The organism is Caulobacter sp. P4_E5 (assembly GCF_056401555.1).
Genome location: NZ_JBFUJD010000041.1, coordinates 11,796 through 33,449 on the forward strand (window position 1 = coordinate 11,796; position 21,654 = coordinate 33,449).

Here is a 21,654-nt window from a genome sequence, read left to right on the forward strand (position 1 = left end):
CCGTATTCCCAGCAATAGACCCTGGTTCGCACGCCCCGCACAGCTATGCTTCGGGAAACGCAAGCAAAGAGAAGCGGATGCATCGCCGTTCAGAAGACGAGCCGTCCTTCGATCCGCGAAGCTGGGTCAGAAAGACTGGTGCGCATTCGAAAATGATCCGGGAACGGTCAAGCTTGTCACGGTCAAGCTTGACCATGAGCCGTCTTATGCTTTTTGGCGCTGGAGCGGTGGTCGTCCTGGCGCTGGCGGGAGGCGTCGGCTGGCGCCTGTGGCGCGCGCCCGCCAAACCCTCGGCGCCTCCCCCGGTCGTCGCCGCCCCACAGCCGCCAGAGGGCTTGCGCCGCACCTTCTCCATCGCGCGCGTTCAGGACCTGGCGTCCGCGCTCGTCGCGGAGGGGGTCAGCATGGATCGTGCGATCCGCCTGGGCTTGGCGGCCAACGAGAAGCTGGACGCCAAGCCTGGCGAGCTTCGGGTGTCGCTGCGGCTTCGATCGGGCCAGCCGGGCCTCGTCGACAGTATCGAACTGCGGCGGACGGACGGATCGGGGGTGATGTTGCGAGGCGACGGCTCACGGGCGGTGGACGCCGAGCCGCTCTCGTCCAACCGGACTCTGGAGATCAAGGTCGTGCGGGGCGAGATGGACGCCAACAGCTTCTACTCGTCGGCCGTCGCGGCCGGTGTGCGTGACTCGCTGATCGACGATTTCGCCGCGGCGTTCGCCTTCGACTTCGACTTCCAGCGCGAAATCAAGCCGGGCGACATCTTCGAAGCCGCATTCGAGCGGCAGGTCGATGGCGATGGCGCGGTCGTCGGCAGCGAGCGTCTCGTCTATGTCTCGCTGCAGACCAGCGCCAAGTCGCGGGCGCTCTACGCCTTCCAGCCGCCCGGCGACGCCCGGCCCAGTTGGTTCGACGGCAACGGCGTCAGCGTGGTGCGCGGGCTGATGCGGACGCCGGTGGAGGGCGCGCGCATCACCTCCAGCTTCGGGCCGAGGGTGCATCCGGTGCTGGGCTATACCCGCCTCCACAAGGGCACCGACTTCGCCGTGCCGGTGGGGACCACCGTCTATGCCTCGGGCGATGGCGTGGTGGATTTCGTGGGTCCGCATGGCGGCCACGGCAACTTCGTGCGCATACGCCACAAGGCCAATCTCGAGACCGCCTATGCTCACCTCTCGCGCTTCGCCCCCGGCGTGGTGGTCGGGGCGGCAGTGCGTCAGGGGCAGCCGGTCGCCTTCTCTGGCAATACCGGCCTCTCGTCGGGCCCGCATCTTCACTACGAGGTCATCGTTCAGGGCGTTCAGGTCGATCCCATGGGTTTCCAGACGAGTCAGGGGCGTACGCTCAATGGTCAAGCTTTGGCCGCCTTCAGGCGGGAGCGCGACAGGATTGACGGTCTGCGGGCGGCTCAAAACGGCTAAGCCTTGGAATGGTTCCAAGGCTATCGCGAAATATCGTGCGTAAGCTCTGCTGTAACTGTTCTGACATCATCTGGTTGAAGAAAAAGGACTTTCTGAAAATTACAACAAAGGGTGGTGGAGTGTATTGAGTAAGGCGAGTGCTGACGCTAGGCTCCGGCGACCTCTGGCCAGCGAGAGAGAGTATGATCGTCATCATCGATGGAACGGGACCGAGCGACGACAAGGAGTACGCCAAGGAGATGGGGAACTCCTTCCCCAGTCAGATCGCCAGGCAAGTCGTCGGAAGCGCCTACTTCCGCGGGCCGTCCCTGACCGGCAAGGAGGTGTCGCAAATCGCCGACCGCGCCGTCGGCGCGGCCCAGGGCGGTTCGGGGCCCTTGATGCTGGTGGGCTACAGCCGTGGCGGGTGCACCGCCATCGTCGCTGCCAAGCGGCTCAAGGCGCAAGGCAAGCGCGTCAAGGCGATGTTCCTGTTCGACGCGGTCGACATGCAGACCAGCGAACTGGGCCTTTCGCAGACTATCCCAGACAATGTCGACTTCGTCGCCCACGCCCGCACGGCGCGCAGCTTGGGCTTTTGGGTCCGCAATCCGGTCAAGTCGCGGTTCTACTTCTACAACACCGGCCGCTGGCTCGATGGCGACGGGATCCTCGAGGAAAAGAAGTTTGTCGGCACCCATGGCGCGGCCGGCGGCGTGCCTTGGGCCGACGTGGTCGGTGACCGGGCCTGCGCCCTGGCCGTGGCCGAATGGATGAACGGCCAACTTCAATCGCAGGGCGTCGCCGTCACCTTGAAAGTCTAGTCCCGCGAAATCGCGATCTTCTCCAGGGAGCAGGCCCTTGAGTCCTTTCGACATCAGTGTCCAGGAAGCCCAGTCGTTCGAGGGCGGCTTCTTCCGCTTCACCACCATCGCGGGACCGATCCGTCTGGTGCGGTTCAGCGATAGTGGGCGGGGCGTGAATGGACGTCTTGGCCGATTCTGGCTGTACGGCAGCGAAGTGGCCGAGATCCTCTCCGCCGGCCCCTCGGGCAAGCACCTGGTCAAGGAGGTCAGCCAACGCTGGGCCGTCTGCGACGACTGGGGCGACAAGGGGCTGGTCTGGTTCATGGACGTGCCGCGCGGCCAGGCCGTTCCGGCCTGCTGGGGCGCGACCAAGTTCCAGCCCAAGGTCTCGGCCGCCGCTCAGGACAAGGGCTGGCGTCAGACTCGTCGGTCCTACGCCGGTGGCTCCATCCAGCTGGTGATCCCGGTCGTCGACACGGGGCGCAACCCGGACCCGTGGCTGACGTCGCTGATCTCTGGCCCGACGCCGACCGACAAGCTGGTGACGTCGGCCGACCGTTTCCTGCCGGCCTAAAGCGCAGGCGGGTCCGTGTAGAACGGAGCGCCGAGGTCGGCCTCGTCGATTGGATCGGATTTGAACACTTGGTCGGCGCTGGCGGCCTCGCTCAGCAGCTCGGTCAGGTCGCGGCAGAGCCAGGGGGCGTATTCGTCCAGGGCCAGGGATCCCGTGTCGACCAGAGAGACGCCGCGACCCTGCTGACCGTCGCCGTAGACCAGCCATTCCCCGCCGCCATTGTCCGCGAACGGCAGGGCGCCCAGCCCGCCGGCGACCTCCGGTTCGACATAGAAGAAATCCGGCATTTCAGTTCCTGAAGGGCGTGGGGGGCGACCAGCGGTGACTAGGGTTCTTCGGCGAGCGCATCGAGGAAGCTCGCCAGGTTGGGACTCAGGAACACAAGGTACCGATCCGGTTCTTCGAAATAGTCGGACTGGACGAACAGGATATGGCCGTAAGACTCCGGCCTGACGCTGTAGACGAAGTAGTCACCGCCCTCGTCGACCGCGAACGGAATGACGCCGGCGGGGAACAGGGGATTGTCGAGAACGAGGCTGCTGTAGCTCGCTTCGAAGCTGTCTCCAGCATCGCCATTGGCCATCGGCAGAAAGTAATGAACGCCATACCACTCGTCATTCTTTTCGAAGAAGCGAGGAGCCGGCCTTCCGCCGTTGTGGCGCAGATAATGGTCCTTGAGATCCGCGGGCAGGATGACGCCTAACCGCCTCTCGACCGACGCCAGGTCGGCTTGGGTGAGCGGCGGTCGGGTTCTGCTGAACGCCACCATTCTCGATCTCGCGCGCGCGTTACAAATAGCGTCTTCGGGGTTTCAAAGGACGCTGGGGCGATCGATGTCGAAGACGTCAATCTGGTGGTCCTCGAACAGGTCCTCCAGGGCTTCTGGACCGTTCGCCAGCGCATGGTCCCGCTCCGCGTCGGAAATCGGCAGGACCTGCAGCCAGGCAACGGTCTTGTTGGGAAAGGTCTGTGTTTCCAAGTCCCAGACGAACGGGGCGATCAGCATGGCGTGCTTCATGTTGCGACCGTCGCCATAGAGCTCCAGGACCCGGGGGATGATGGCGCCCGGCGTGGGCGTGATCTCGCCCTTCTTGATGCTGAAGCCACAGGTGGCGATCATGTTGGCGCCCTGCGCGCACGAGCTGGCCATCGGTAGCAGGATCTCGACGCCCAATGTCTTGTCGCCGATGGTAAGGCCGGTGCTGGCGTCGGACAGGCCAAGGCTCGCGTAAGTCGTCACGGCGTCGGCGGGGGCGTCCCTGACGATCATGATGTCGATGTCGCTCGCGCGGACGTCGTCCCAATATTTGGTGATGATTGGGGCGGCTTGCATGACGTCCCTCAGGTAGCGGGCGAGAGCTTTGTTATCTTCCGAAACCGCCATGATCCCTCGCTGAAGCGACTTGGAAAGGCGACGCCGCGCGCTCGGGTCGCATGATGCTAGAGGGCGATGCGATAGTCAGAACGGGCCGCACGCAAGCGGAGCAGTTCCGCTGGACGGCGAAAACTGCTCCGTCGCCACGCTTTGCCGGGACCATCCAGCAACGCGCCATCACCTCAGGATCGAGAGAAACTCGCTGAACGAGCGCGCCACCGTCGTCACGGCCGGCGCGAAGTCTTCCGAGGCCTCGTGATCCCAGAAACCGATCGTCGGATTTTCCGGACCCTTTCGGTAGTCCAGCACCACGAAGTTGCCGGCGAACAGCGCGGCGATCGGGATCAGGTTGATGTTCTCGCCATCCTCGTCGTCGGTCAGGCGCGAGTCGAGCTGCGAAGCCACGACCTCCAGCTCCAGCCAGCCCAGCGGATGGTCTTCCGCGTCCTGGATGACGGGCAGGAAACGTTCGACCATCCGCTCCAGCCCCGCGACGTCGAAGCGGGTGGTCAGCGGAACGGCGCCGTTATGGGTGACGACAAACCGCTTGTAGTCGTCAGGAAGCTTGATGTCGTAGTAGTCCTCGAGCGCCTCGAGGTGCCCCGGCGGTGGGGGCGGAATGATGGAAGCTGGATCGAATTCCATACACCTTTTCCGTTGTTAGCGCGGTCCGTGCGCCCAGTGACCGGGCGAGCGTCCGCCGATATGGCTGATAGTATTGTGCTGGCCGAAAGGCACTAGCTCCATGCGCCCAGGCGTTTCCGTATGGTGCCAGGTCGTGCCGGCGGGACGTCCGCCAGGAATGCGCGAATCCAGGTAGCTGAACTGCTTGGCGTCCGAGCTCTTCCACAGGTTTTGCGGCAGGTTGTCGACCTTCTTGACCAGGCCCGCCTTCTGGAAGTCGGCATAGCGGGTTCCGGGCTTGAGCTCGACCTTGGAGATCAGCCCGCGGTCGATGGCGCCCTGCTTGATCTGGGCGCGCTCGGCGTTGGTGATCTTGCCCTGGAAGCTCTCGCGCCACTTCCATGGCTTGTTCGAATTGACGACCTTGGCGTACTGCTTCGACGCCCGGGTCATGTTGATCGTGCCGTTGGGGTTACGGACGTTGGGCGGACGACGCACGACGCTGACATTGCCGAGGTTCGAGCCCAGGCGATTGGGGTGCACGACGACCTGGTAGCGGCTGTTGAAAGCGCGCACGCCCTTCACGCCGGCCGCGCCGCCGATCATGCCGCCCAGGAACTGGCCGCCGGCCTCCATGGCCCGTTTGCCGGCCTCGGACATGCCCAACGCCTCGCCCAGGGCTCTGCCGGCCTCGCCTCCGTACTTGCCTCCGTAGTAGCCGAGCACCGCGCCGCCGATCGTCGCCGCCACGCCGACCGTCGCTATGGCGAAGGGGAGAGCCAGGATCGCCCCGGCGACACCCAGCACCTGCAGCGCCGTCACCGCCCACTCCGGCACCTCGGGCTTGATCTCGACGCGCGGATCTTGAGCGCTCTCGCCGCCGATCAGCACGTTCGGCGAGGTCATCTTCACCGACACGGCGCTGCAGCCCAGCTTCTCGCCCTCGCGGCCGGCCATGCCGATGTTGATGAACACGGTCGAGGAGCCGGTCGCCAGCGGGATTGGCACGCCGGCTTCCTTGATGCAGACCGCCATGGACACGAAGGTCAGGGTCGCCGGGCGGCTGTTGATCAGAACGTTGGGCGARCCGACCACGAACTTGCCGGTGGGCGGGCCCATCATGGCCGCGCCGATGTTCATGCCCGCCAGCCCGCCGAACGAGGTCAGGCCCGCCGCGCCGCCGACCGCCGCCACCACGGCCAGGGCCGCGCCGCCGGTGGCGATCGTCGCGCCCACCAGGACCGCGCCCGCCACCACGCCGCCCAGCACGCCCAGCAGCATGCCGAGTCCGGCCTGACTGTGGGCGACGTCGTCACCCAGGCGCGCGGCGGGCATTTGGCTCATGCGGTCATCCGGCTCCAGCGGCGCGTGGGCATCAGTGCATTCCGGCCGCGGCAGCCGGCGGCGCGTCGATGCGCAACGAGGCCAGACCGCGCTCGAAGGCGGGCTCATAGGCGGCGAAATCATCCGCCGCGGCGGTCACCGCATAGTTCACGACGACCTGGGTTCCGGTGGCGATGAAGAAGACCCGCTGGCGCAGCAGGCCGGCGGCCGAGCGCCAGGTGAACTGGATCTGGAACGCGTCCCGCTCGTGGCTGCGGCCGTAACCCTCGCTCTCGCGGTTGAACTGCGGGAGATTGGATCGGAAGGTCTCGATCTGGCGATTGCAATATTCGCGAAAGGACTCGCCCTCGAGAAGGGCGTCGCGAGAAATGACCATGTTCGGCGCCATGGCGCGCCCGGGTTCATGGGGCGCGCTATATACAATCATCGTCTTGTCATGCCAGCCCTGCGGCGGGTCGGCTGCTAGCTTGACCATTGGCGGGCTGCCATCAATAGACTTCATTGGCGCGTGCTCTGTGATTTGATCGCCGAAAAGTTCTAGGAGGAGAGCCCGCTCGCGGCAAGGCTGATCATGTCTTCGTCGTTGCCTCATCATCAAGTCGGGGCCAGGGACGTTGGGGCGGACGCAAAAGCTCGTAGGCTCGTGAAAACCGCAGCACGCCCAGATCGTCGAACCGTCGCCCGACGATCTGCAAGCCGATGGGCAGGCCCTCGGCCGTGTAGCCGCAATTGATCGAGGCCGCCGGCTGTTCGGTCATGTTGAACGGGACCGTGAATCCGATGTGCTCGAACGGCCGACTGGGATCGTTGGTCGGGGAGGGCAGGTCCGCGGCGAAGGCCGGCATCGGCGCGGTCGGGGACAGCACGAAGTCGTAGGGCTGGAACGCCTTGGCGCCGGCCTCGCGCATCCGGTGAATCTGATGGAAGCCGCGATAGACCGACAGGCCGTCGGCGTCCTTGGCCGCCCGCGCCCACGCGTCGATATAGGGCAGGATGCGTTCGGCCTTGTCCGGCGCCAGGGCGGTGATGTCGCTCCACGACCGGACGCGCCAGAAGAGATCGAGGCCGTCGAGCATTTCGCGCGTTAGGAAGGGGGCGAAGGTCTCGACGATCGCGCCTTGGGCCTCCAGCAGACGGGCCGCGGCGGTCACCGCTTCGATGACCTCCGGCTCTGCGGGCGCTCCGGCGCCGGCGTCCAGCATCAGGCCGATGCGCAGGCCTTTCAAATCGAAGTCCAGATCGAGCCAGTCGATCTCGGCCGGTGGCAGGCTCATGTGGTCGCGCCAGTCCGGTGCGCTGAGCACGCTCATCATAAGGGCCGCGTCGACGACGGTGCGGGTCATCGGTCCGGCGACGCGGCCGATATAGGGCGGATCGATCGGGACGCGGCCGTTGCTGGGCTTGAGTCCATAGACGCCACACCAGCCGGCGGGCAGGCGGATCGAGCCGCCGATGTCCGTGCCCAGATGCAGCGGGCCGTAGCCGGCCGCGGCGGCGGCGCTCGCCCCGGCGCTGGAGCCGCCGGGCGTCTTGCTGGTGTCCCAGGGATTGCGCGACAGCTTGTGAAAGCTCGACAAGCCCGACGACAGCATGCCGAAATCGGGCGAGGTGGTCTTGCAGAAGATCACCGCTCCGGCCTCGCGCAGCCGCGCCGCCGGGGGCGCGTCGGCGGGTTCGGGCGTCAGGTCGGTCGCCGCGCTGCCCAGGGGCTTGGCCACGCCCTGGGTCGCGATCAGCTCCTTGACCGTCACCGGAACGCCGTCGAGCGGCCCCATCGGCTCGCCCCTGGCCCAGCGCGCCTCGGCCGCGCGGGCGTCATTCAGGGCCGCGTCGGGGTCCAGCGCCCAGGTGGCGTTGAGCCGGGGCTCCAGGGCCTCGACCCGGGACAGGGTCGCCGTCATCACCTCGACGGGAGAGGCGCGCCGGTCGCGATAGAGTCTCAGCAACTCGATGGCGGACAGGTCCGGCAGGTCGGCCATGGGAACTCCGGGAGGCGGGACTCGACCGGAGCAGCCTACAGTCGCTCGCGCCGGCGCGAAGCCGTTTTCCACCCCGCTGGGCGGCCGCCTCGGGTAAAAGCAGCGGCACGCCGAATCTTCGAAGGTGACTGCCTTGTATCGCCCCGGGCCCCGCAATCTGATCACCGACGTACCAGGCCTCACGGTGGGTAACGCCACGGACGAGACCGTGCGCAGCGGCGCGACCGTCGTGCTGTGCCCGGGGGGGTGGCGGGCGGGCGTGGACGTGCGGGGCGGAGGGCCTGGCGTGCGCGAAAGCGAGGCGCTGGCGCCGGAGAATGGCTATGCCAAGGCTCACGGCCTGGTGCTGTCGGGCGGGTCGGTCTTCGGGCTGGGGGCGGCCGATGCCGTCACCGCGGCCCTGTCGGACGCTGGGGAGGGTTTCGCGGTCCGGCCCGGCGCGCCCACCGCGCCGATCGTGGCCGGGGCTGTGCTCTATGATCTGGCCAATGGCGGCGACAAAACCTGGGGCGTGGATCCGCCCTATCGGCGGCTGGGCCAAGAGGCCTTCGCCGCGGCGTCGAGCGATTTCGAACTTGGCTCGGTCGGCGCGGGACGCGGCGCCCGGGCGGGCTTGGTCAAGGGCGGGCTAGGCTCGGCCTCGCTCGATCTGGGCGAGGGTCTGATGGTCGGCGCCCTGGTCGCGGTCAATCCGGTCGGCTCCGTCTACATGCCCGACGGCGAGACGTTCTGGGCCTGGCCGTTCGAGATCGATGGCGAGTTCGGCGGCCGCGCGCCCAAAAGTCCGGCCGCGGCTGTCGACCCCATGCCTGACGACTCGCGATTGGCGGGGCAGGGGCGTTTGACGCCGGGGGCCAACACCACCCTCGCCGTTGTCGCGGTCAACGCGGACCTGTCGTCGGGCGAGTGCAAACGCGTGGCGATCATGGCTCAGGACGGCCTGTCGCGGGCGATCCGGCCGGCCCATACGCCCTTCGATGGCGACGTCGTGTTCGCGGTCGCCTCCGGAGCGATCGTCCTGACCTCCGCCCAGGAACGACAACACCAGATCGCCAGGATCGGCTCCGCGGCCGGCGATTGCCTGGCCCGCGCCGTCGCTCGCGCGGTATATCTGGCGGCCGGCTAGGCGCGGACCCCCAGGGCGCGTTCGAGGCTCGGCGTCGCGGCGATCAGTTGGGCCGTATAAGGATGCCGGGGGTTTGCGAAGACCTCCGCCGTCAGGCCCTCTTCGATGATCTTGCCGCCCTGCATCACCAGCACCCGATCGGTCAGACCGCGCACCACGCCCATGTCGTGCGAGACGAACAGATAGGCCAGGCCCAGTTCATCGGAGAGCCGCGTCAGCAAATCCAAAATCTCGGCGCGGACCATGACGTCGAGCGCCGAGACGGCCTCGTCCAGAACGACCACCGAAGGTTCCACGATCAGGGCGCGGGCGATGGCGATCCGTTGGCGCTGGCCGCCCGAGAACTGGTGCGGATAGCGGTCGGCCACCATGGCGGGCAAGCCGACCTGGAGCAGGACGTTCTCCACCCTGGCGCGGCGCTCGGCCGGCGTGGGTCTGGCGTCGAGCAGGTGCAGGGGTTCGGCGACCAGCCGCTCGACCGTCCAGCGCGGATCGAAGCTGCCGCTGGGATCCTGGAATACCGCCTGGATGCGCCGGCGCAGCGCGCGGGGCGCGGCCGGTGAAAACGGCTGACCGGCCAGCGCGACCTGACCGCCCTGCGGCGCCTCCAGGGCCAGCAGGGTGCGCAACAGGGTGGACTTGCCACTCCCGGACTCTCCGACCAGACCGACGATCTCGCCCGGCTGGATCGTCAGGCTGACCTCGGACACCGCCCGGAAGGCGGGGCCGGCGCGCAGCAGGCGCCGTGGACCGGGATACTCGCGGATGACGGCCTTGGCTTCCAGCACGGGCGGGGCGGAAAGGTCGGGGCCGCCGCGCCTCAGCGGAACGCGCGCGGCGTCGACGGCCAGGGCGCGGGTGTAGGGATGGGTCAGGTTTGCGAACAGAGCGGTGGTCTGGCCCTGTTCGACGATCGCGCCGTCCTTCATGACCGCCACGTGATCGGCGATCCCGGCGACCACGGCCAGGTCATGGCTGACCAGGATCAAGGCCGCGTCGTCCTCGCGCACCAGCTGGCGCAGCAGGTCCAGGATCTGGGCCTGGGTGGTGACGTCCAGRGCCGTGGTCGGCTCGTCGGCGATGATCAGGCGGGGCGACAGGACGATGGCGATGGCGATGGCCACGCGCTGGCGCTGGCCGCCCGACAGCTGGTGCGGATAGCGGTTTAGCGGGAAGCGGTCGGCGGGCAGACCGACGCGATCCAGGGCCCGCCGCGCCGCCGCCAATGCCTGGCTCCGGGATCCGCCGCGATGCTGGCGCACGACCTCCGCCACCTGGTCGCCGATGGTCATGACGGGATTGAGGGCCGTCATCGGTTCCTGGAAGACCATGCCGATCCGGGCTCCGCGCACGCGACAGAGCTGGGCCTCGGACAAACCGGTGAGGTCCTGGCCCTCGAAACGGATCGCGCCCGACGCCTTCGCGTCGCGCGGCAGCAGACCCAGGACCGCCAGGGCGGTCATTGATTTGCCCGAGCCGGACTCGCCGACGACGCCCAGCACCTGGCCGGGCTCCAAGGTCAGGGACACGTCGCGCAGGATCGGACTGTCGCCGATCGTCACGCTCAGGGTCTCGATCGCCAGCAGGGCCATCTCAGCGCTCCCCGTCCAGGCGCGGATCGAGCCGGTCGCGCAGGCCGTCGCCCAGCAGGTTCAAACCCAGGACCGTGATGACGATGACCAGGCCAGGGACGATCGCCTGCAGGGGCGAGAGGCTGATCAGGGTCTGGGCGTCGGCTAGCATCTTGCCCCAGCTGGCGGCCGGCGGCTGGACGCCCAGGCCGACATAGGACAGGCCCGCTTCGGCGATGATCCCCAATGAAAACTGCAGGGTGGCTTGGACGATCAGAAGGCCGCGCAAGCCGGGAAGGATGTGTTCCCATGAGATCCGCGCTTGACCCTTGCCGGCCGTGCGCGCGGCCAGCACATAGTCGCGCGTCCAGAGGCTGAGCGCGGCGCCGCGCGTCAGGCGGGCGAAGACCGGGATGTTGAAGACGCCGATGGCGATCACCGCGTTGATCGCCCCGGGACCCAGCACGGCGGTCAGCAGAATGGCCAGGATCAGCGACGGAAAGGCGAAGATCACGTCGTTGGTCCGCATGACCAGCTCGTCGGTCCAGCCGCGCTGGGCCGCGGCCAACAGGCCCAGAGGCACGCCGGCGCCCGCGCCCAGCAGCACCGCCACAAGCGAGACGGCCAGAGCGTTTCGCGCGCCCGCCAGGATCATCGACAGGACGTCGCGGCCGAAGTGGTCGGTTCCAAGCCAATGGGCGGCCGAAGGACCTTGTAGGCGCCGAGCAATGTCGAAGGCCGCGACATCGTAGGGCGTCCAGACCAGAGACCCCAGGGCCGCCAGGACGAAGAGCGTGGTGATCGCCGCGCCGACGCTCAGGCTCAAGGAGCGGTTCATGATCGACTCCGCCCGCGCAGCCTGGGATCGACCAGCACATAGGCCACATCGACCAGGAAGGTGGTGGCCACGACGGCGAAGATCAGCAGCATGACCACGCCCTGGACGACGATCAGATCGCGCTGGGTGATGGCCTGCAGCACCAGCCGTCCCAGACCGGGCAGGAAGAAGACGTTCTCGATGATCACGCCGCCCGCCAGCAGGAACGGGAACTGCAGGCCCAGGATGGTCAGCAACGGGATCAGGGCGTTGGGCAAACCGTGACGCCACAGGGCCTGGCCGGGCGACAGGCCCTTGGCGCGGGCGGTGCGCATGTAGTCCTCGGCCAGGGTGTCGAGGAGCGCCGAACGGGTGACGCGAGCAATGATCGCCGCCTGGGGAATGGCCAGCGCCAGGGAGGGCAGGGTGAGAGCCTTCAGCGCCGGCCACAGCCCCGCGTCCCAGCCCGGAAAGCCGCCGGACGGGAACCAGCGCAGGCCCAYCGAGAAGCTCATCACCAGCAGGACGCCGAACCAGAAGTTGGGAATGGCCACGCCGATCTGGGTCAGGCCCATCGCCGTTGCGTCGGCCGCGCCGCCGCGGCGGGCCGCCGCCAGCGCGCCAATCGGGGCGCCGATCAGCACCGACAGCGCCATGGCGGCCGTCGCCAGGGGCAGGGAAACGGCCAAGCGCTCGGCAACCAGGCCGGCCACGGGCGTCTGGTAGGTGTAGCTGACGCCGAGGTCGCCGTGGAGCATGCCCAGCAACCAGGCCAGGTAGCGTTGTGGGGCCGGCCCCTCCAGTCCCATCTGGTGACGCAGGTTGGCCACGGCCTCGGGATTGGCGTTGAGGCCCAGCATGTAGGCGGCGGGATCGCCGGGCACGATCTGGATGATGGCGAACACCACAAGGCTGGCGGCCAGCAGGGTCAGGGCCATGATCGCCGCCCGTCCGCCCAGATAGGCGGCTCCGAAACGGACCAGAAGGGCGATCAGGCCCGCCACCCCCGCTAGGCCGGCCAGGATGCCAAGGATGTCGCCGGCTCGGCTGGTCGTGGCGACCGTCGTGTCGCCGGTCGCGTCGGGGGCGTCGAAATAGGCGGTGCGCGGATCGACGGTCAGGGTCGGCGAATTGACCCAGAAGTCCTTCAGCCGCGCATCAAACACACCCAGGCGCGGGAACTGGAACAGGAAGCCGTTGACGGCGTCGTCGGCGATCTTGCGCTGGATGCGTTGCAGGATGACGGCGCGCTGGCCTTCGTCCGCCGTGGCTTTCAGCGTCGTCATCAGGGCGTGGAACTCGGCGCTGTGGTAGCCAAAGTAATAGTCGGGCCGGTCATAGATGTCATAGTCCATCGGCTCGGCGTGGCTGACCACGGTCAGATCGAAGGCGTGGCGGCTGAACACCTGGTCCAGCCACTGAGCCCATTCCAAGTTCTCGACCCTGACCTTGATCCCCACCGCCGCCAGCTGCGAAGCTGCGATCTCGCCGCTGCGGCGGGCGTAGTTGGGCGGCGGCAGCTTCATGGTCAGGGAAAGGCCGTTCGGATAGCCCGCCTGTGCCAGCAACGCCTTGGCCTTGGCCACGTCGTGGGGATAGAGGCCGGTCAGGTCGACGTAAGAGGCGTTCTGCGGCGGGAAATGGCTGCCGATCGGTGTCCCGTAGCCGTACATCGCTCCGTCGATGATCGCCCCCCGGTCCAGGGCATGCTGGATGGCTTGGCGTACACGCACGTCAGCCAGCGGGCCGTTGCGGTTGTTGATCGCCAGGATCACCTCGCCCTCGCTGGAGGCCGAGATCACCTTCAGCGACGGATCGGCGCGCAGCTGGGCCAGGTTCTCGGGCGCGGGATAGTCGGGAAAGGCGTCGACGTCGTGGGTCCTGATCGCGGCGAAGGCCGCCGCGGGATCGGCGATGAACTTGAACACCACCCGGCGCAGTTTGGCCGGCTGACCCCAATAAGCGTCGTTGCGCGTCAGGGTCACCGCGTCGCCGCGTCGCCAACTGGCGAACTTGAAGGGGCCGGTGCCGACGGGCGCGGTCGCCAAGGTCGCGACCGATCTGGGCGAGACCATCACCGCGTCGCCCCAGGCCAGTACGTAGAGCAAGTTGCTGTCGGCCTGGGCCAGATGCAGTTTCACGGTCAGCGGATCGACGACCTCGATCCGGCGGATGACGCTCAGCGCCTGCTTCTGGACGTTGACCGACGTGGGCGCGATGGCGCGCTCCAAGCTGAACCTGACAATGCCGGCGTCGAACGGCGTACCGTCCTGGAAACGCACGCCCTCGCGCAGATGAAAGGTGTAGGTCAGGCCGTCAGGCGCGACCTCCCAGTAGGTCGCCAGCAGAGGCTTGATCGCGCCGTCGCGGTCCAGGCGCACCAGCCCTTCGAAGATGTTGGCGTAGACCACCTCGTCGGTGGCGACCGCCGCGCCCGAGGTCGGATCGAGGTTCGGCGGCTCCAATTGCAGGGCCAGGGTCAGGCTGTCCTTGGCCAGGACGGGGCTGGCCCCGCCCAGCAGAACGAGCATGCAGGCGGCGAGGATCGCGCCCAGAACCTTCGGAAATCTCACGCCAGGGCCGCCAATCTGCGCTCGACCCGCGCCCTGGCCCGGACCGCTTCGGCGGGCAGGCCCAAGCGGTCATAAACCTCGGCCAAGGCGCGGTTGAGCGGTACGCCGTCGGGATCGAAGCCACGGCGCAGCTCCAACGCCTGCTGGGCTTCCGAGAGCCGGCCCGCGCGTATCGCGGCGTCGAGGGCGATCTGCTCGAAGAGGTCGCGCTGGGCGTGGCTGCCGCCGACCTCGATCATCCGGGGCAAAGCGGTGCGCAGGCTCTGGACGGCGGCCTCGAAGTCGCCGCGGGCGTGAGCGACCAGGCCGTGGGCGGCGGGCAGCGCCGCGTCGCGCCAGGCCGCGCGGGTGAACTCGGGCGCATGGACCGCTCTATGGCGCACCGCCGCCAACAGGCTGTCGGCCTCCGCACGGCCGGCCTTCGCCAGGCCATAGAGGTATTGCAGCGTCAGGAACGGCTGGACGACGTCGTCGGCGCGCTTGACCAGGTGATCGGCGACGTCTTGCCAACGCTCGCCGAGGTTCACGCCGGCCAGTTCCAGGCGGGCCAGCAACGAGACCGCCCCGACCTGGTCCTGGGAATAGTCCTTCTCCTGGGTCCAGCAGTGCTGGTCGTAGGCGTTGAGCGCCTGATCGAACCGTCCTTGGCTGAGATAGAACAGCGCCAGATGCCACCAGAGGTGGGTGTCCATGAACGAATTCAGCCCTGTCCAGGTGTCGCGCACGCTCTCCAGAAACAGCGCGCCTTCATCGATGCGCCCCTGGGTGAGCATGACGTGGGCGAGGGCGTGCTGAGCCCAGGGCTCCTTGCGTTGCAGGTTGAGGGCGCGATGGGCGGCGGCCTCGGCCTCGACCAGCAGATGGCACTGCTCGTAAGCGAAGGCCATCATGCCGTGCCAGTGGGCGATGTCGGCATTGGCCTTGGCGACGCTGGAGGCCGCGCGCAGCATGGCGGGAAAGTCGCCGCGATTGAAGTCGTGATACTGGCGCAGCTTGAGGATCAGCAGGTCGCGCGGCCAAGTGGCCAGGATCGCGTCGGCGACGGCCAGGGCGCGGGGAATGTCGTCCTCGAACCAGGCGAGCAGGAAATCGACCGTGGCCTGCTCACGCGGATGGGCCGCGGCGCGGGCGGCGCGGGCCGTGGCGACGTAGGGCGCAGCGCGGCCGGGGCCTTCCGGCGATTCCAGCAGCAGCCACAGCACGCCCGCATAGGCGTTGAGCAGGGCGCTGGCGGGATCGGCGTCGGCCGCCGCCAGCACGTTCGCGGCCCGGGTCTCATAGGCCAGAAATCCGCCGACGAAGTCGTTCACCGCCGCCAGCGAGGCTTCGGTGGAGACGGTGACGGGGTTGCCCAGATCATCGACGCGCATGCGGTTACTCTAGTCAGCGAACGCGGGCGCGCCAGCGGCGGCGCGCCCTATCGGTCACGGGGCCGGATGGGCGATCAGGAAGGCCGCGACGTCGTCGGCCGAGCGCTGCGGAATTTCCACCTGCGGCAGGTGGCCGACCTTGGGATAGACGATCAGCTGGGCGCCCGGGATGGCGTCGGCGAACTTGCGACCGGCCGACACCTCGATGATCGGGTCGATCTCGCCGTGCAGGACCAGGGTCGGGACCTTGATCGTGGCGAGGGCTTCCTTGGTCGCCTGGCTGTGCTTGCCCGGCTGCATCGACATCAGGATGGCGCGATGGCCCGGCGCGCGCTGCAGCTCGGCCCAGCGGTCGATGAAGGCGTCGGTGATCACGGCCGGATCGCCGACCTCGCCGCGCAGGCCCGAGCGGATCAGGGGCTTGTTGTCGATCGACCGCAGGAAGGCGCGGCCCCACGAGTACTTGAGCAGCTTGAACGCCAGGGGCGGTTTCTTCAGGGTTTCGGCGGGCCAGCCGGCGGCGTCGGCCAGCACCAGGGCGTTCAGGCGGTCCGGATGGCGCACGGCCGTCTGCCAGGCCACGCCGCCGCCCATGGAATTGCCGGCGATCGCGAACTTCGGCAGGGCCAGCCTGGCGGCCAGGGCGTCGATCAGGTCGGCGTAGCCGTCGCTGGTGGCGACATAGCCGGCCGGGGCGCGGGTCAGGCCGTGGCCGGGCAGGTCGACGGTGATGATCCGGTAGCGGTCGCCCAGCCGAGCCACCCAGCCTTCCCAGGAAAAGTGGGAGTCGCCGAAGCCGTGGACCAGCACCAGCACCGGCCCATCGGCCTTGCCCTCGTCCTTGTAGTGCAGGCGCACGCCACCAGGCAGGTCGGCATAGTGCGAGGCCGCCGTGGCGTATTTCGCCTCGAGCGTCTCGTAGGGGATATCCGGACCCCGCAGCAGCAGCCAGCCGACGAAGCCGGCCACCACGACAAGGGCCGCCAGGCCGCCCAGGATCAGCAACAGAGTCTTGATCATCACGAAGGTCCTGAAATGGCGGGCTGGCGCTTGAACATCGGCGCCCCGGGGGCGGGGGGAAGGACTAGAACGCGTAGCTGGCGCGCACGCCATAGGTGGCCGGGCGTCCCGCCGCGCCGATCTTGGCCGAGGTCAGGAAGTAGTTGCGGGTGACGTCGTACTTCTCGTTGAAGATGTTGCGGCCCCATAGGCCCAGGCTCCAAGGCCCGTCCTTCGGCTGGATCGTCAGGTTGGCGTTGGCCAGCCAATAGGAGGCGACGGTGTATTCGGCGCCCAGGAACGATGGAGCCTTGTCGCGATAGGCGTAGTCGGTGGCCGCCTGGACGTCGAAGTTTCCGACGGCCCAGATGTAGCTGACCGCGCCGCCATAGCTGACGCGCGGGAAGTCGAGCGCCACGCCCGACTTGTCGATCGTCTGCCCGGTCCACAGGCCTGTGGACGGATTCTTGACCACCGAGCTGGCGTCAACGTCGTCGAAGGTCTTGTACGAGCCTTTCTTGTAGCTGGCCGTCTGGGTGATCTGCAGGCCGTGGAACGGGGTCCACTGCAGCTCCAGTTCGCCGCCGTAAATCTCGGACTTCGGCGCGTTGGTGATCCGGCCGATGGCGCCGTTGGTCGGGTTGATGACCACGCCCAGCACCTGCTGGTCGCGGTAGTCGTAGTAGAACACCGAGCCGTTCAGGCGCAGGTTCCGCGCCAGGTCGCCCTTGAAGCCCGCCTCGTAGGCCCAGACAACCTCGGGCTTGAAGGCGTTGATCTGGTCGGACTGGGGCGAGTTGTAGACAGTGAAGCCACCCGATTTCACGCCGCGGCTGACATTGGCGTAGAGCAGGACATTCTCGTCGGCCTGGAACTCGACACCGGCCTTGCCCGACAGCTCGTTGAGCGAGGTGTGACGGTCGCCGTTGTTGAACAGCGGCGCGCCGCCGATCTTGGTGGCGAAGTTTTCGAGATCGCGTTCCTCATGCTCGTAGCGCAGCCCCAGGATCGTCTTCAGGCGCGGGGTGAGGGCGTATTCAGCCTGGCCAAAGCCGCTGATCGACTCGACCTTCTGGCGGTACGAGGTGTTGGTGATGAAGCCCAGGCTCTGGCTGAAATCGGTCAGGAAGGTCTCGTCCAGGGTCTGATGGCTATAATAGCCGCCGGCCACCCAGGTGAGCGGACCCGCGCTCTTGGAAGCCAGCCGAACTTCCTGTGAATAGATGTCGACATCGCTGCCCCAGAAGGTGTCGGACTCCGACCTGGGTTTGGCGTCCCAGTCATTCAGCTCGCGGCGCTTGAGGTTCTCATAGGCGCTGATGCTGGTCAGCTTGGCGAAGCCCAGGTCGATATTGGCGGTGATCGAACCGCCGCCGGATTTGTTGTCCCGCTGCGGCTTGGCGCCCGGCGACACGCCGGCGAGGCTCGCGAAGGTCGGCGAGACGCCCCAACCGGTGGCGTTGTAGCGGGTGTCGCCAACCTGGCCCGGGACGTTGAGCAGGTAGAGGCCCTGGCCGTCGGACTTGTCCTGGCCGTAGTGGGCGCTCAGCAGAACGTCGACCTTGTCGGTTGGCGACCAGTCCAGCTGGCCGCGCACGGCGCTCCGGTCGGCGTCGCCGAGTTTCTCGCCGGTGGCGCGGTTGCGCTGCCAGTCGCCGCCCTGTTCGGTCACGGCCGACAGGCGGCCCTTCAAGGTCTGGCCGAGCGGTCCCGAGACGAAGCCTTCGACCTTGGCGCTGTCGAACCGGCCATACTCGGCGGTGACGCCGGCCGATAGCTGATCGGTGGGACGCCGGGTGATGAAGTTGATCGCGCCGCCGGTCGTGTTGCGGCCGTAGAGCGTGCCTTGCGGCCCGCGCAGCACTTCCACCCGGTCGATGTCGTAGAGCACGCCCTGGGTGGCGGCCGGGACCGGGTAGGCGACCTCGTCGACATAGACGCCGACCGTAGGCGTATTATTGGTGGCGTAGTCGTCGAAGCCGACGCCGCGCAGACGGAACTGAGGCTGGCCGCCGCCGAACGCCGGAACGATTTCCAGGCTGGGGGTCTGGTACTGCAGCTGGTTGACATTGGTTACGCCACGCGCCGCCAGCTGGTCGCCGGAGATCACCGACAAGGCGATGCCGACGTCCTGGGCCGACTGTTCGCGCCGCTGGGCGGTGACCACCACCTGCTCCAACTCGGTGTTGTTGGCGGCCTGGGCGTAGGCGCCGGTCACGAAGGCCGCGCCCAAGGCGCCGGCCGCGGTTCCGATAAGAAGACGCTTGATCACTGCACTATCCCCTGTGTCGGCGGACGTGGTCTGACGCCACGGCGAAACGCCGGTTCCGATGCCTAAAGCCTAGTTATCAAGTGGGGATTGGAAACCGAGATTTTCTGTCCTTGTCGCCAAGCTTCTCTATCGGCGGACCTTTGGGCAGGGCGGAGGGGGACGTTGAACGTCCGGCTCCCCTTAACTCGGCCGCTCAGATCGGCCACTGGCCGCTTTGCATCTCGACAACACCCCGAAACATGGATCGGGAGCGCCGTGCTTGCGGGAAATTCCATAATATGAGATATCGTTCTATAAAATGACATAACGATCTCGAGCAAAGCGTGGCCTGCCAGGTGGCAAGTCCCCGCTGGACCGGCTCGCCGCGGTTCGGCGCGGCTCGACAAAACATGGGGAGTAGCCATGAAACGCGTTCTCGTCGCCGGGCTGGCGTTGGCCTGTCTCGCCGGTCCGGCATTGGCTGGGCCCATCGACCGCCACGCGCTGGTCAGCCGCCACAATGTGAAGCTCACCAAGGTCGATCCGTCCGCGCCCCTGATGGTCGGCAATGGTCAGATCGGTTTCACCGCCGACATCACCGGCCTTCAGACCTTCCCGGAGGCCTATTCCAACATTGCGCCACTGCTGACCGAGGCCCAATGGGCCTGGCACGCCTTTCCGAACCCGAACAACTACACCTACGCCGACGGCACGACGCCGATCGATGTGCGCGGGACCAAGCAGCCCTACGCCTATATGAAGGACTGGAACGAGGCCGAGGCCCGTCCGGCCCTGGCCTATCTGCGCGAAAACCCGCACCGTTTCTCGTTGGGCCGCGTGGCCCTGGATCTGCGCGACAAGACGGGGAAGCCCGCCAGGTTCGAGGACCTGACCCAGACGGAACAGGCCCTGGACCTGTGGAGCGGCGTGCTGACCAGCCGCTTCACCTATGACGGCGAGGCGGTGACCGTCCGAACGCGGGTCCATCCGACGCTGGACATGATCGTGGTCGACCTGGACTCAGCCTTGGTCGCGCAAGGACGACTGAAGCTTTCGGTGAAGTTCCCCGGCGTCTCCAAGACCCTGAACCCGGATCCGTCCGACTGGATCCATCCGGAACTGCACACGACCAAGGTGACGGGGGAGGGCGCCTCGCGCCTCGACGTCTCCCGACAGTTGGATAAGACCCGCTATTTCGCGGCCCTACAGGCCGACCGCGCGGTGGACTTCACGGCCGCCGGACCACACGCCTTTACGGTTTCGCCCAAGGCCAAGGGCCGGGCGCTGGGTCTGGAGGTCGCCTTCTCCCGCCAGGCCGTGCCGAAACTGCCGACCGTGACGGTCGCCGACCTGGCGGCGCGCGCGCACTGGAAAAGCTACTGGACGCAAGGCGCGACCGTCGACTTCTCGGGCAGCACCGACCCTCGGGCCGCGGAGCTGGAGCGCCGCGTGGTGCTGTCGCAGTACCTGATGGCCCTCAATGGCGCTGGCGAGGTCCCGCCGCAGGAAGAGGGACTGTTCTCCAACAGCTGGAACGGCAAGTTCCACCTCGAGATGCACGCCTGGCACGCCGGGCACTTCGCGCTGTGGAACAGGCCCGAGCTCTTGGAGCGGAGCCTGCCCTGGTATCTGGGGCATCTGAAGGACGCCCAGGCCCGCGCGGCCAGTCACGGCCTGAAGGGCGCGTGGTGGCCGAAAATGACCGGCCCCGACGGCGTCGACAGCCCCAGCAAGGTTTCGCCGTTCATCATGTGGCAGCAGCCGCACCCGATCTGGATGTCGGAGCTGGTCTGGCGCGACAAGCCGACCCAGGCGACCTTGGCGAAGTACGGCGCGCTGGTTTCAGAAACGGCCGACCTGCTGGCTTCCTTCCCACACAAGGCCACGGCCGGGCGCTACGTCCTGGGTCCGCCGATTATCCCGGTGCAGGAGAACTACGATCCGCTGACCACCTCCAACCCGACCTTTGAACTGGAATATTATCGCTGGGGCCTGGAGACGGCGCAGCGGTGGCGCGAACGCCAGGGCATGAAGCGCAAGCCCGAGTGGGACGCGGTGATCAAGGGGCTGCCCGCGCCGGCCATGAAGGACGGCCTATACCTGCCGACCGAGACGGCGCCGGACTTTTGGGACGTGGCCAAGAGCAAGGCCTGCTCGCGCCATGCCATCGACCCCAAGTGCATGAACCGCGACCACCCCTCGTTCCTGATGGCCTATGGCCTGATCGCGGGGAGGGGCGTCGATCGCGAGACCATGCGGCGCACGTTGCGGGCGGTCGAGAGCGACTGGGACCTGCGCCAGACCTGGGGCTGGGACTATCCGATGGTGGCCATGACCGCCGCCCGCCTGGGCGAACCGGACAAGGCCGTCGATTGGCTGTTCTACGAGGCCAAGAACAACAAGTTCGGCGTCTCGGGCATGACGCCGCGCGTGCACTTGGACGAGCATGCCGAGGCCTTCGTGCCGAAGACCGTGGTGTCGAGCGGCCAGATCGTGCCGACCGGCGAGCCGGTCGGGCCGGACGGCCCGGACGGCCCGGGCTACCGTCGCGCGGCCGAGACCTACTTCCCGTCGAACGGGTCGCTGCTGGCGGCCGTGGCGATGATGGCCGGCGGCTGGGACGGCTCGAAGGGGCCGGCGCCCGGCTTCCCGAAGGACGGCAAGTGGACCGTCCGCGCCGAGGGTTTCAAGCCGCTACCTTAAGGTCTTGGATTCGGCGGCGCGTGGCCTCAAAGACCGCGCGCCACGCTGCAGAGCGAGTTCGATAAGGCGGATCGCCGTCCCCACGTCGGCGCTCGACATGCGCTTTCGCACGTTTTGTGGGCATGAAATAAAGCCTATTAAA

General features: G+C 67.4%; 18 protein-coding genes. 5 read left to right on the forward strand and 13 right to left on the reverse strand.

All coding sequences use genetic code 11. The features are described 5' to 3' along the window. Positions 1-194 precede the first annotated feature (194 nt). The 3 genes from AC1DSO_RS13915 to AC1DSO_RS13925 all read left to right on the forward strand — a co-directional run bounded on the left by AC1DSO_RS13915 (position 195) and on the right by AC1DSO_RS13925 (position 2,780). Positions 195-1,421, forward strand: a complete 1,227-nt coding sequence (locus AC1DSO_RS13915; protein ID WP_477069382.1) for a peptidoglycan DD-metalloendopeptidase family protein — start codon at positions 195-197, stop codon at positions 1,419-1,421. A gap of 182 nt (positions 1,422-1,603) precedes the next feature. Beyond that, positions 1,604-2,224, forward strand: a complete 621-nt coding sequence (locus tag AC1DSO_RS13920) for a thioesterase domain-containing protein (RefSeq protein ID WP_477069383.1) — start codon at positions 1,604-1,606, stop codon at positions 2,222-2,224. Positions 2,225-2,261: 37 nt separating this feature from the next. Continuing rightward, a complete protein-coding gene (locus AC1DSO_RS13925) occupies positions 2,262-2,780 on the forward strand; it encodes a hypothetical protein (protein WP_047410981.1) in 519 nt (172 codons plus the stop codon). Here the strand turns inward: AC1DSO_RS13925 and AC1DSO_RS13930 are convergent. The 7 genes from AC1DSO_RS13930 to AC1DSO_RS13960 all read right to left on the reverse strand — a co-directional run bounded on the left by AC1DSO_RS13930 (position 2,777) and on the right by AC1DSO_RS13960 (position 8,102). Further along, the gene (locus tag AC1DSO_RS13930) at positions 2,777-3,067 is read right to left on the reverse strand and encodes a hypothetical protein (protein ID WP_477069384.1); all 291 of its coding nucleotides are present in this window, start codon (positions 3,065-3,067) and stop codon (positions 2,777-2,779) included. The genes AC1DSO_RS13925 and AC1DSO_RS13930 overlap by 4 nt on opposite strands. Positions 3,068-3,105: 38 nt before the next feature. After that, positions 3,106-3,549: an SMI1/KNR4 family protein gene (locus AC1DSO_RS13935; protein WP_477069385.1), complete on the reverse strand. Its 444-nt coding sequence runs from the start codon at positions 3,547-3,549 to the stop codon at positions 3,106-3,108. A 42-nt stretch (positions 3,550-3,591) separates the two neighbouring features. Next, complete coding sequence (locus AC1DSO_RS13940; RefSeq protein WP_477069386.1) at positions 3,592-4,113, reverse strand: suppressor of fused domain protein; 522 nt, start codon at positions 4,111-4,113, stop codon at positions 3,592-3,594. A gap of 219 nt (positions 4,114-4,332) precedes the next feature. After that, positions 4,333-4,800, reverse strand: coding sequence for an SMI1/KNR4 family protein (locus AC1DSO_RS13945; protein WP_477069387.1), 468 nt, complete (start codon positions 4,798-4,800; stop codon positions 4,333-4,335). A 15-nt stretch (positions 4,801-4,815) separates the two neighbouring features. Further along, entirely contained in the window at positions 4,816-6,123 is a 1,308-nt protein-coding gene (locus tag AC1DSO_RS13950) for an HNH endonuclease (protein ID WP_477069388.1), read from the reverse strand. 31 nt (positions 6,124-6,154) lie between these two features. Next, positions 6,155-6,718: a DcrB-related protein gene (locus tag AC1DSO_RS13955; protein WP_477069389.1), complete on the reverse strand. Its 564-nt coding sequence runs from the start codon at positions 6,716-6,718 to the stop codon at positions 6,155-6,157. After that, a complete protein-coding gene (locus AC1DSO_RS13960) occupies positions 6,693-8,102 on the reverse strand; it encodes an amidase (RefSeq protein ID WP_477069390.1) in 1,410 nt (469 codons plus the stop codon). The genes AC1DSO_RS13955 and AC1DSO_RS13960 overlap by 26 nt, the downstream gene beginning before the upstream one ends. 133 nt (positions 8,103-8,235) lie before the next feature. Between AC1DSO_RS13960 and AC1DSO_RS13965 the strand changes: the two genes are divergently transcribed. Next, positions 8,236-9,228: a P1 family peptidase gene (locus tag AC1DSO_RS13965; RefSeq protein WP_477069391.1), complete on the forward strand. Its 993-nt coding sequence runs from the start codon at positions 8,236-8,238 to the stop codon at positions 9,226-9,228. Here AC1DSO_RS13965 and AC1DSO_RS13970 read toward each other — a convergent pair. The 6 genes from AC1DSO_RS13970 to AC1DSO_RS13995 form a co-directional block, all read right to left on the reverse strand. Beyond that, a complete protein-coding gene (locus tag AC1DSO_RS13970) occupies positions 9,225-10,820 on the reverse strand; it encodes an ABC transporter ATP-binding protein (protein ID WP_477069392.1) in 1,596 nt (531 codons plus the stop codon). The genes AC1DSO_RS13965 and AC1DSO_RS13970 overlap by 4 nt on opposite strands. A 1-nt stretch (position 10,821) precedes the next feature. Next, positions 10,822-11,637 (reverse strand): ABC transporter permease, encoded by an 816-nt coding sequence (locus AC1DSO_RS13975; RefSeq protein WP_477069393.1) that lies wholly within the window; start codon positions 11,635-11,637, stop codon positions 10,822-10,824. Next, positions 11,634-14,189 carry an ABC transporter substrate-binding protein gene (locus tag AC1DSO_RS13980; RefSeq protein ID WP_477069394.1) on the reverse strand — a complete coding sequence of 852 codons (2,556 nt, stop codon included), beginning with the start codon at positions 14,187-14,189 and terminating at the stop codon, positions 11,634-11,636. The genes AC1DSO_RS13975 and AC1DSO_RS13980 overlap by 4 nt, the downstream gene beginning before the upstream one ends. After that, positions 14,186-15,559, reverse strand: a complete 1,374-nt coding sequence (locus AC1DSO_RS13985) for a tetratricopeptide repeat protein (RefSeq protein WP_477069395.1) — start codon at positions 15,557-15,559, stop codon at positions 14,186-14,188. The genes AC1DSO_RS13980 and AC1DSO_RS13985 overlap by 4 nt, the downstream gene beginning before the upstream one ends. Positions 15,560-15,613: 54 nt before the next feature. After that, complete coding sequence (locus AC1DSO_RS13990) at positions 15,614-16,579, reverse strand: alpha/beta fold hydrolase (RefSeq protein WP_477069396.1); 966 nt, start codon at positions 16,577-16,579, stop codon at positions 15,614-15,616. Positions 16,580-16,643: 64 nt separating this feature from the next. Continuing rightward, a complete protein-coding gene (locus AC1DSO_RS13995) occupies positions 16,644-18,830 on the reverse strand; it encodes a TonB-dependent receptor (protein WP_477069397.1) in 2,187 nt (728 codons plus the stop codon). A gap of 402 nt (positions 18,831-19,232) precedes the next feature. Between AC1DSO_RS13995 and AC1DSO_RS14000 the strand changes: the two genes are divergently transcribed. Then, on the forward strand, positions 19,233-21,512 hold the full coding sequence (locus AC1DSO_RS14000; protein ID WP_477069398.1) for a hypothetical protein: 2,280 nt from the start codon (positions 19,233-19,235) through the stop codon (positions 21,510-21,512). Positions 21,513-21,654 lie beyond the last annotated feature (142 nt).

Coding starts and splice junctions, on each gene's coding strand:
- AC1DSO_RS13915 (WP_477069382.1), top strand. CDS start 195: ATGAGCCGTCTTATGCTTTTTGGCGCTGGAGCGGTGGTCGTCCTGGCG.
- AC1DSO_RS13945 (WP_477069387.1), bottom strand. CDS start 4,800: ATGGAATTCGATCCAGCTTCCATCATTCCGCCCCCACCGCCGGGGCAC.
- AC1DSO_RS13955 (WP_477069389.1), bottom strand. CDS start 6,718: ATGATGAGGCAACGACGAAGACATGATCAGCCTTGCCGCGAGCGGGCT.
- AC1DSO_RS13920 (WP_477069383.1), top strand. CDS start 1,604: ATGATCGTCATCATCGATGGAACGGGACCGAGCGACGACAAGGAGTAC.
- AC1DSO_RS13940 (WP_477069386.1), bottom strand. CDS start 4,113: ATGCAAGCCGCCCCAATCATCACCAAATATTGGGACGACGTCCGCGCG.
- AC1DSO_RS13935 (WP_477069385.1), bottom strand. CDS start 3,549: ATGGTGGCGTTCAGCAGAACCCGACCGCCGCTCACCCAAGCCGACCTG.
- AC1DSO_RS13930 (WP_477069384.1), bottom strand. CDS start 3,067: ATGCCGGATTTCTTCTATGTCGAACCGGAGGTCGCCGGCGGGCTGGGC.
- AC1DSO_RS13985 (WP_477069395.1), bottom strand. CDS start 15,559: ATGCGCGTCGATGATCTGGGCAACCCCGTCACCGTCTCCACCGAAGCC.
- AC1DSO_RS13975 (WP_477069393.1), bottom strand. CDS start 11,637: ATGAACCGCTCCTTGAGCCTGAGCGTCGGCGCGGCGATCACCACGCTC.
- AC1DSO_RS14000 (WP_477069398.1), top strand. CDS start 19,233: ATGAAACGCGTTCTCGTCGCCGGGCTGGCGTTGGCCTGTCTCGCCGGT.
- AC1DSO_RS13990 (WP_477069396.1), bottom strand. CDS start 16,579: ATGATCAAGACTCTGTTGCTGATCCTGGGCGGCCTGGCGGCCCTTGTC.
- AC1DSO_RS13960 (WP_477069390.1), bottom strand. CDS start 8,102: ATGGCCGACCTGCCGGACCTGTCCGCCATCGAGTTGCTGAGACTCTAT.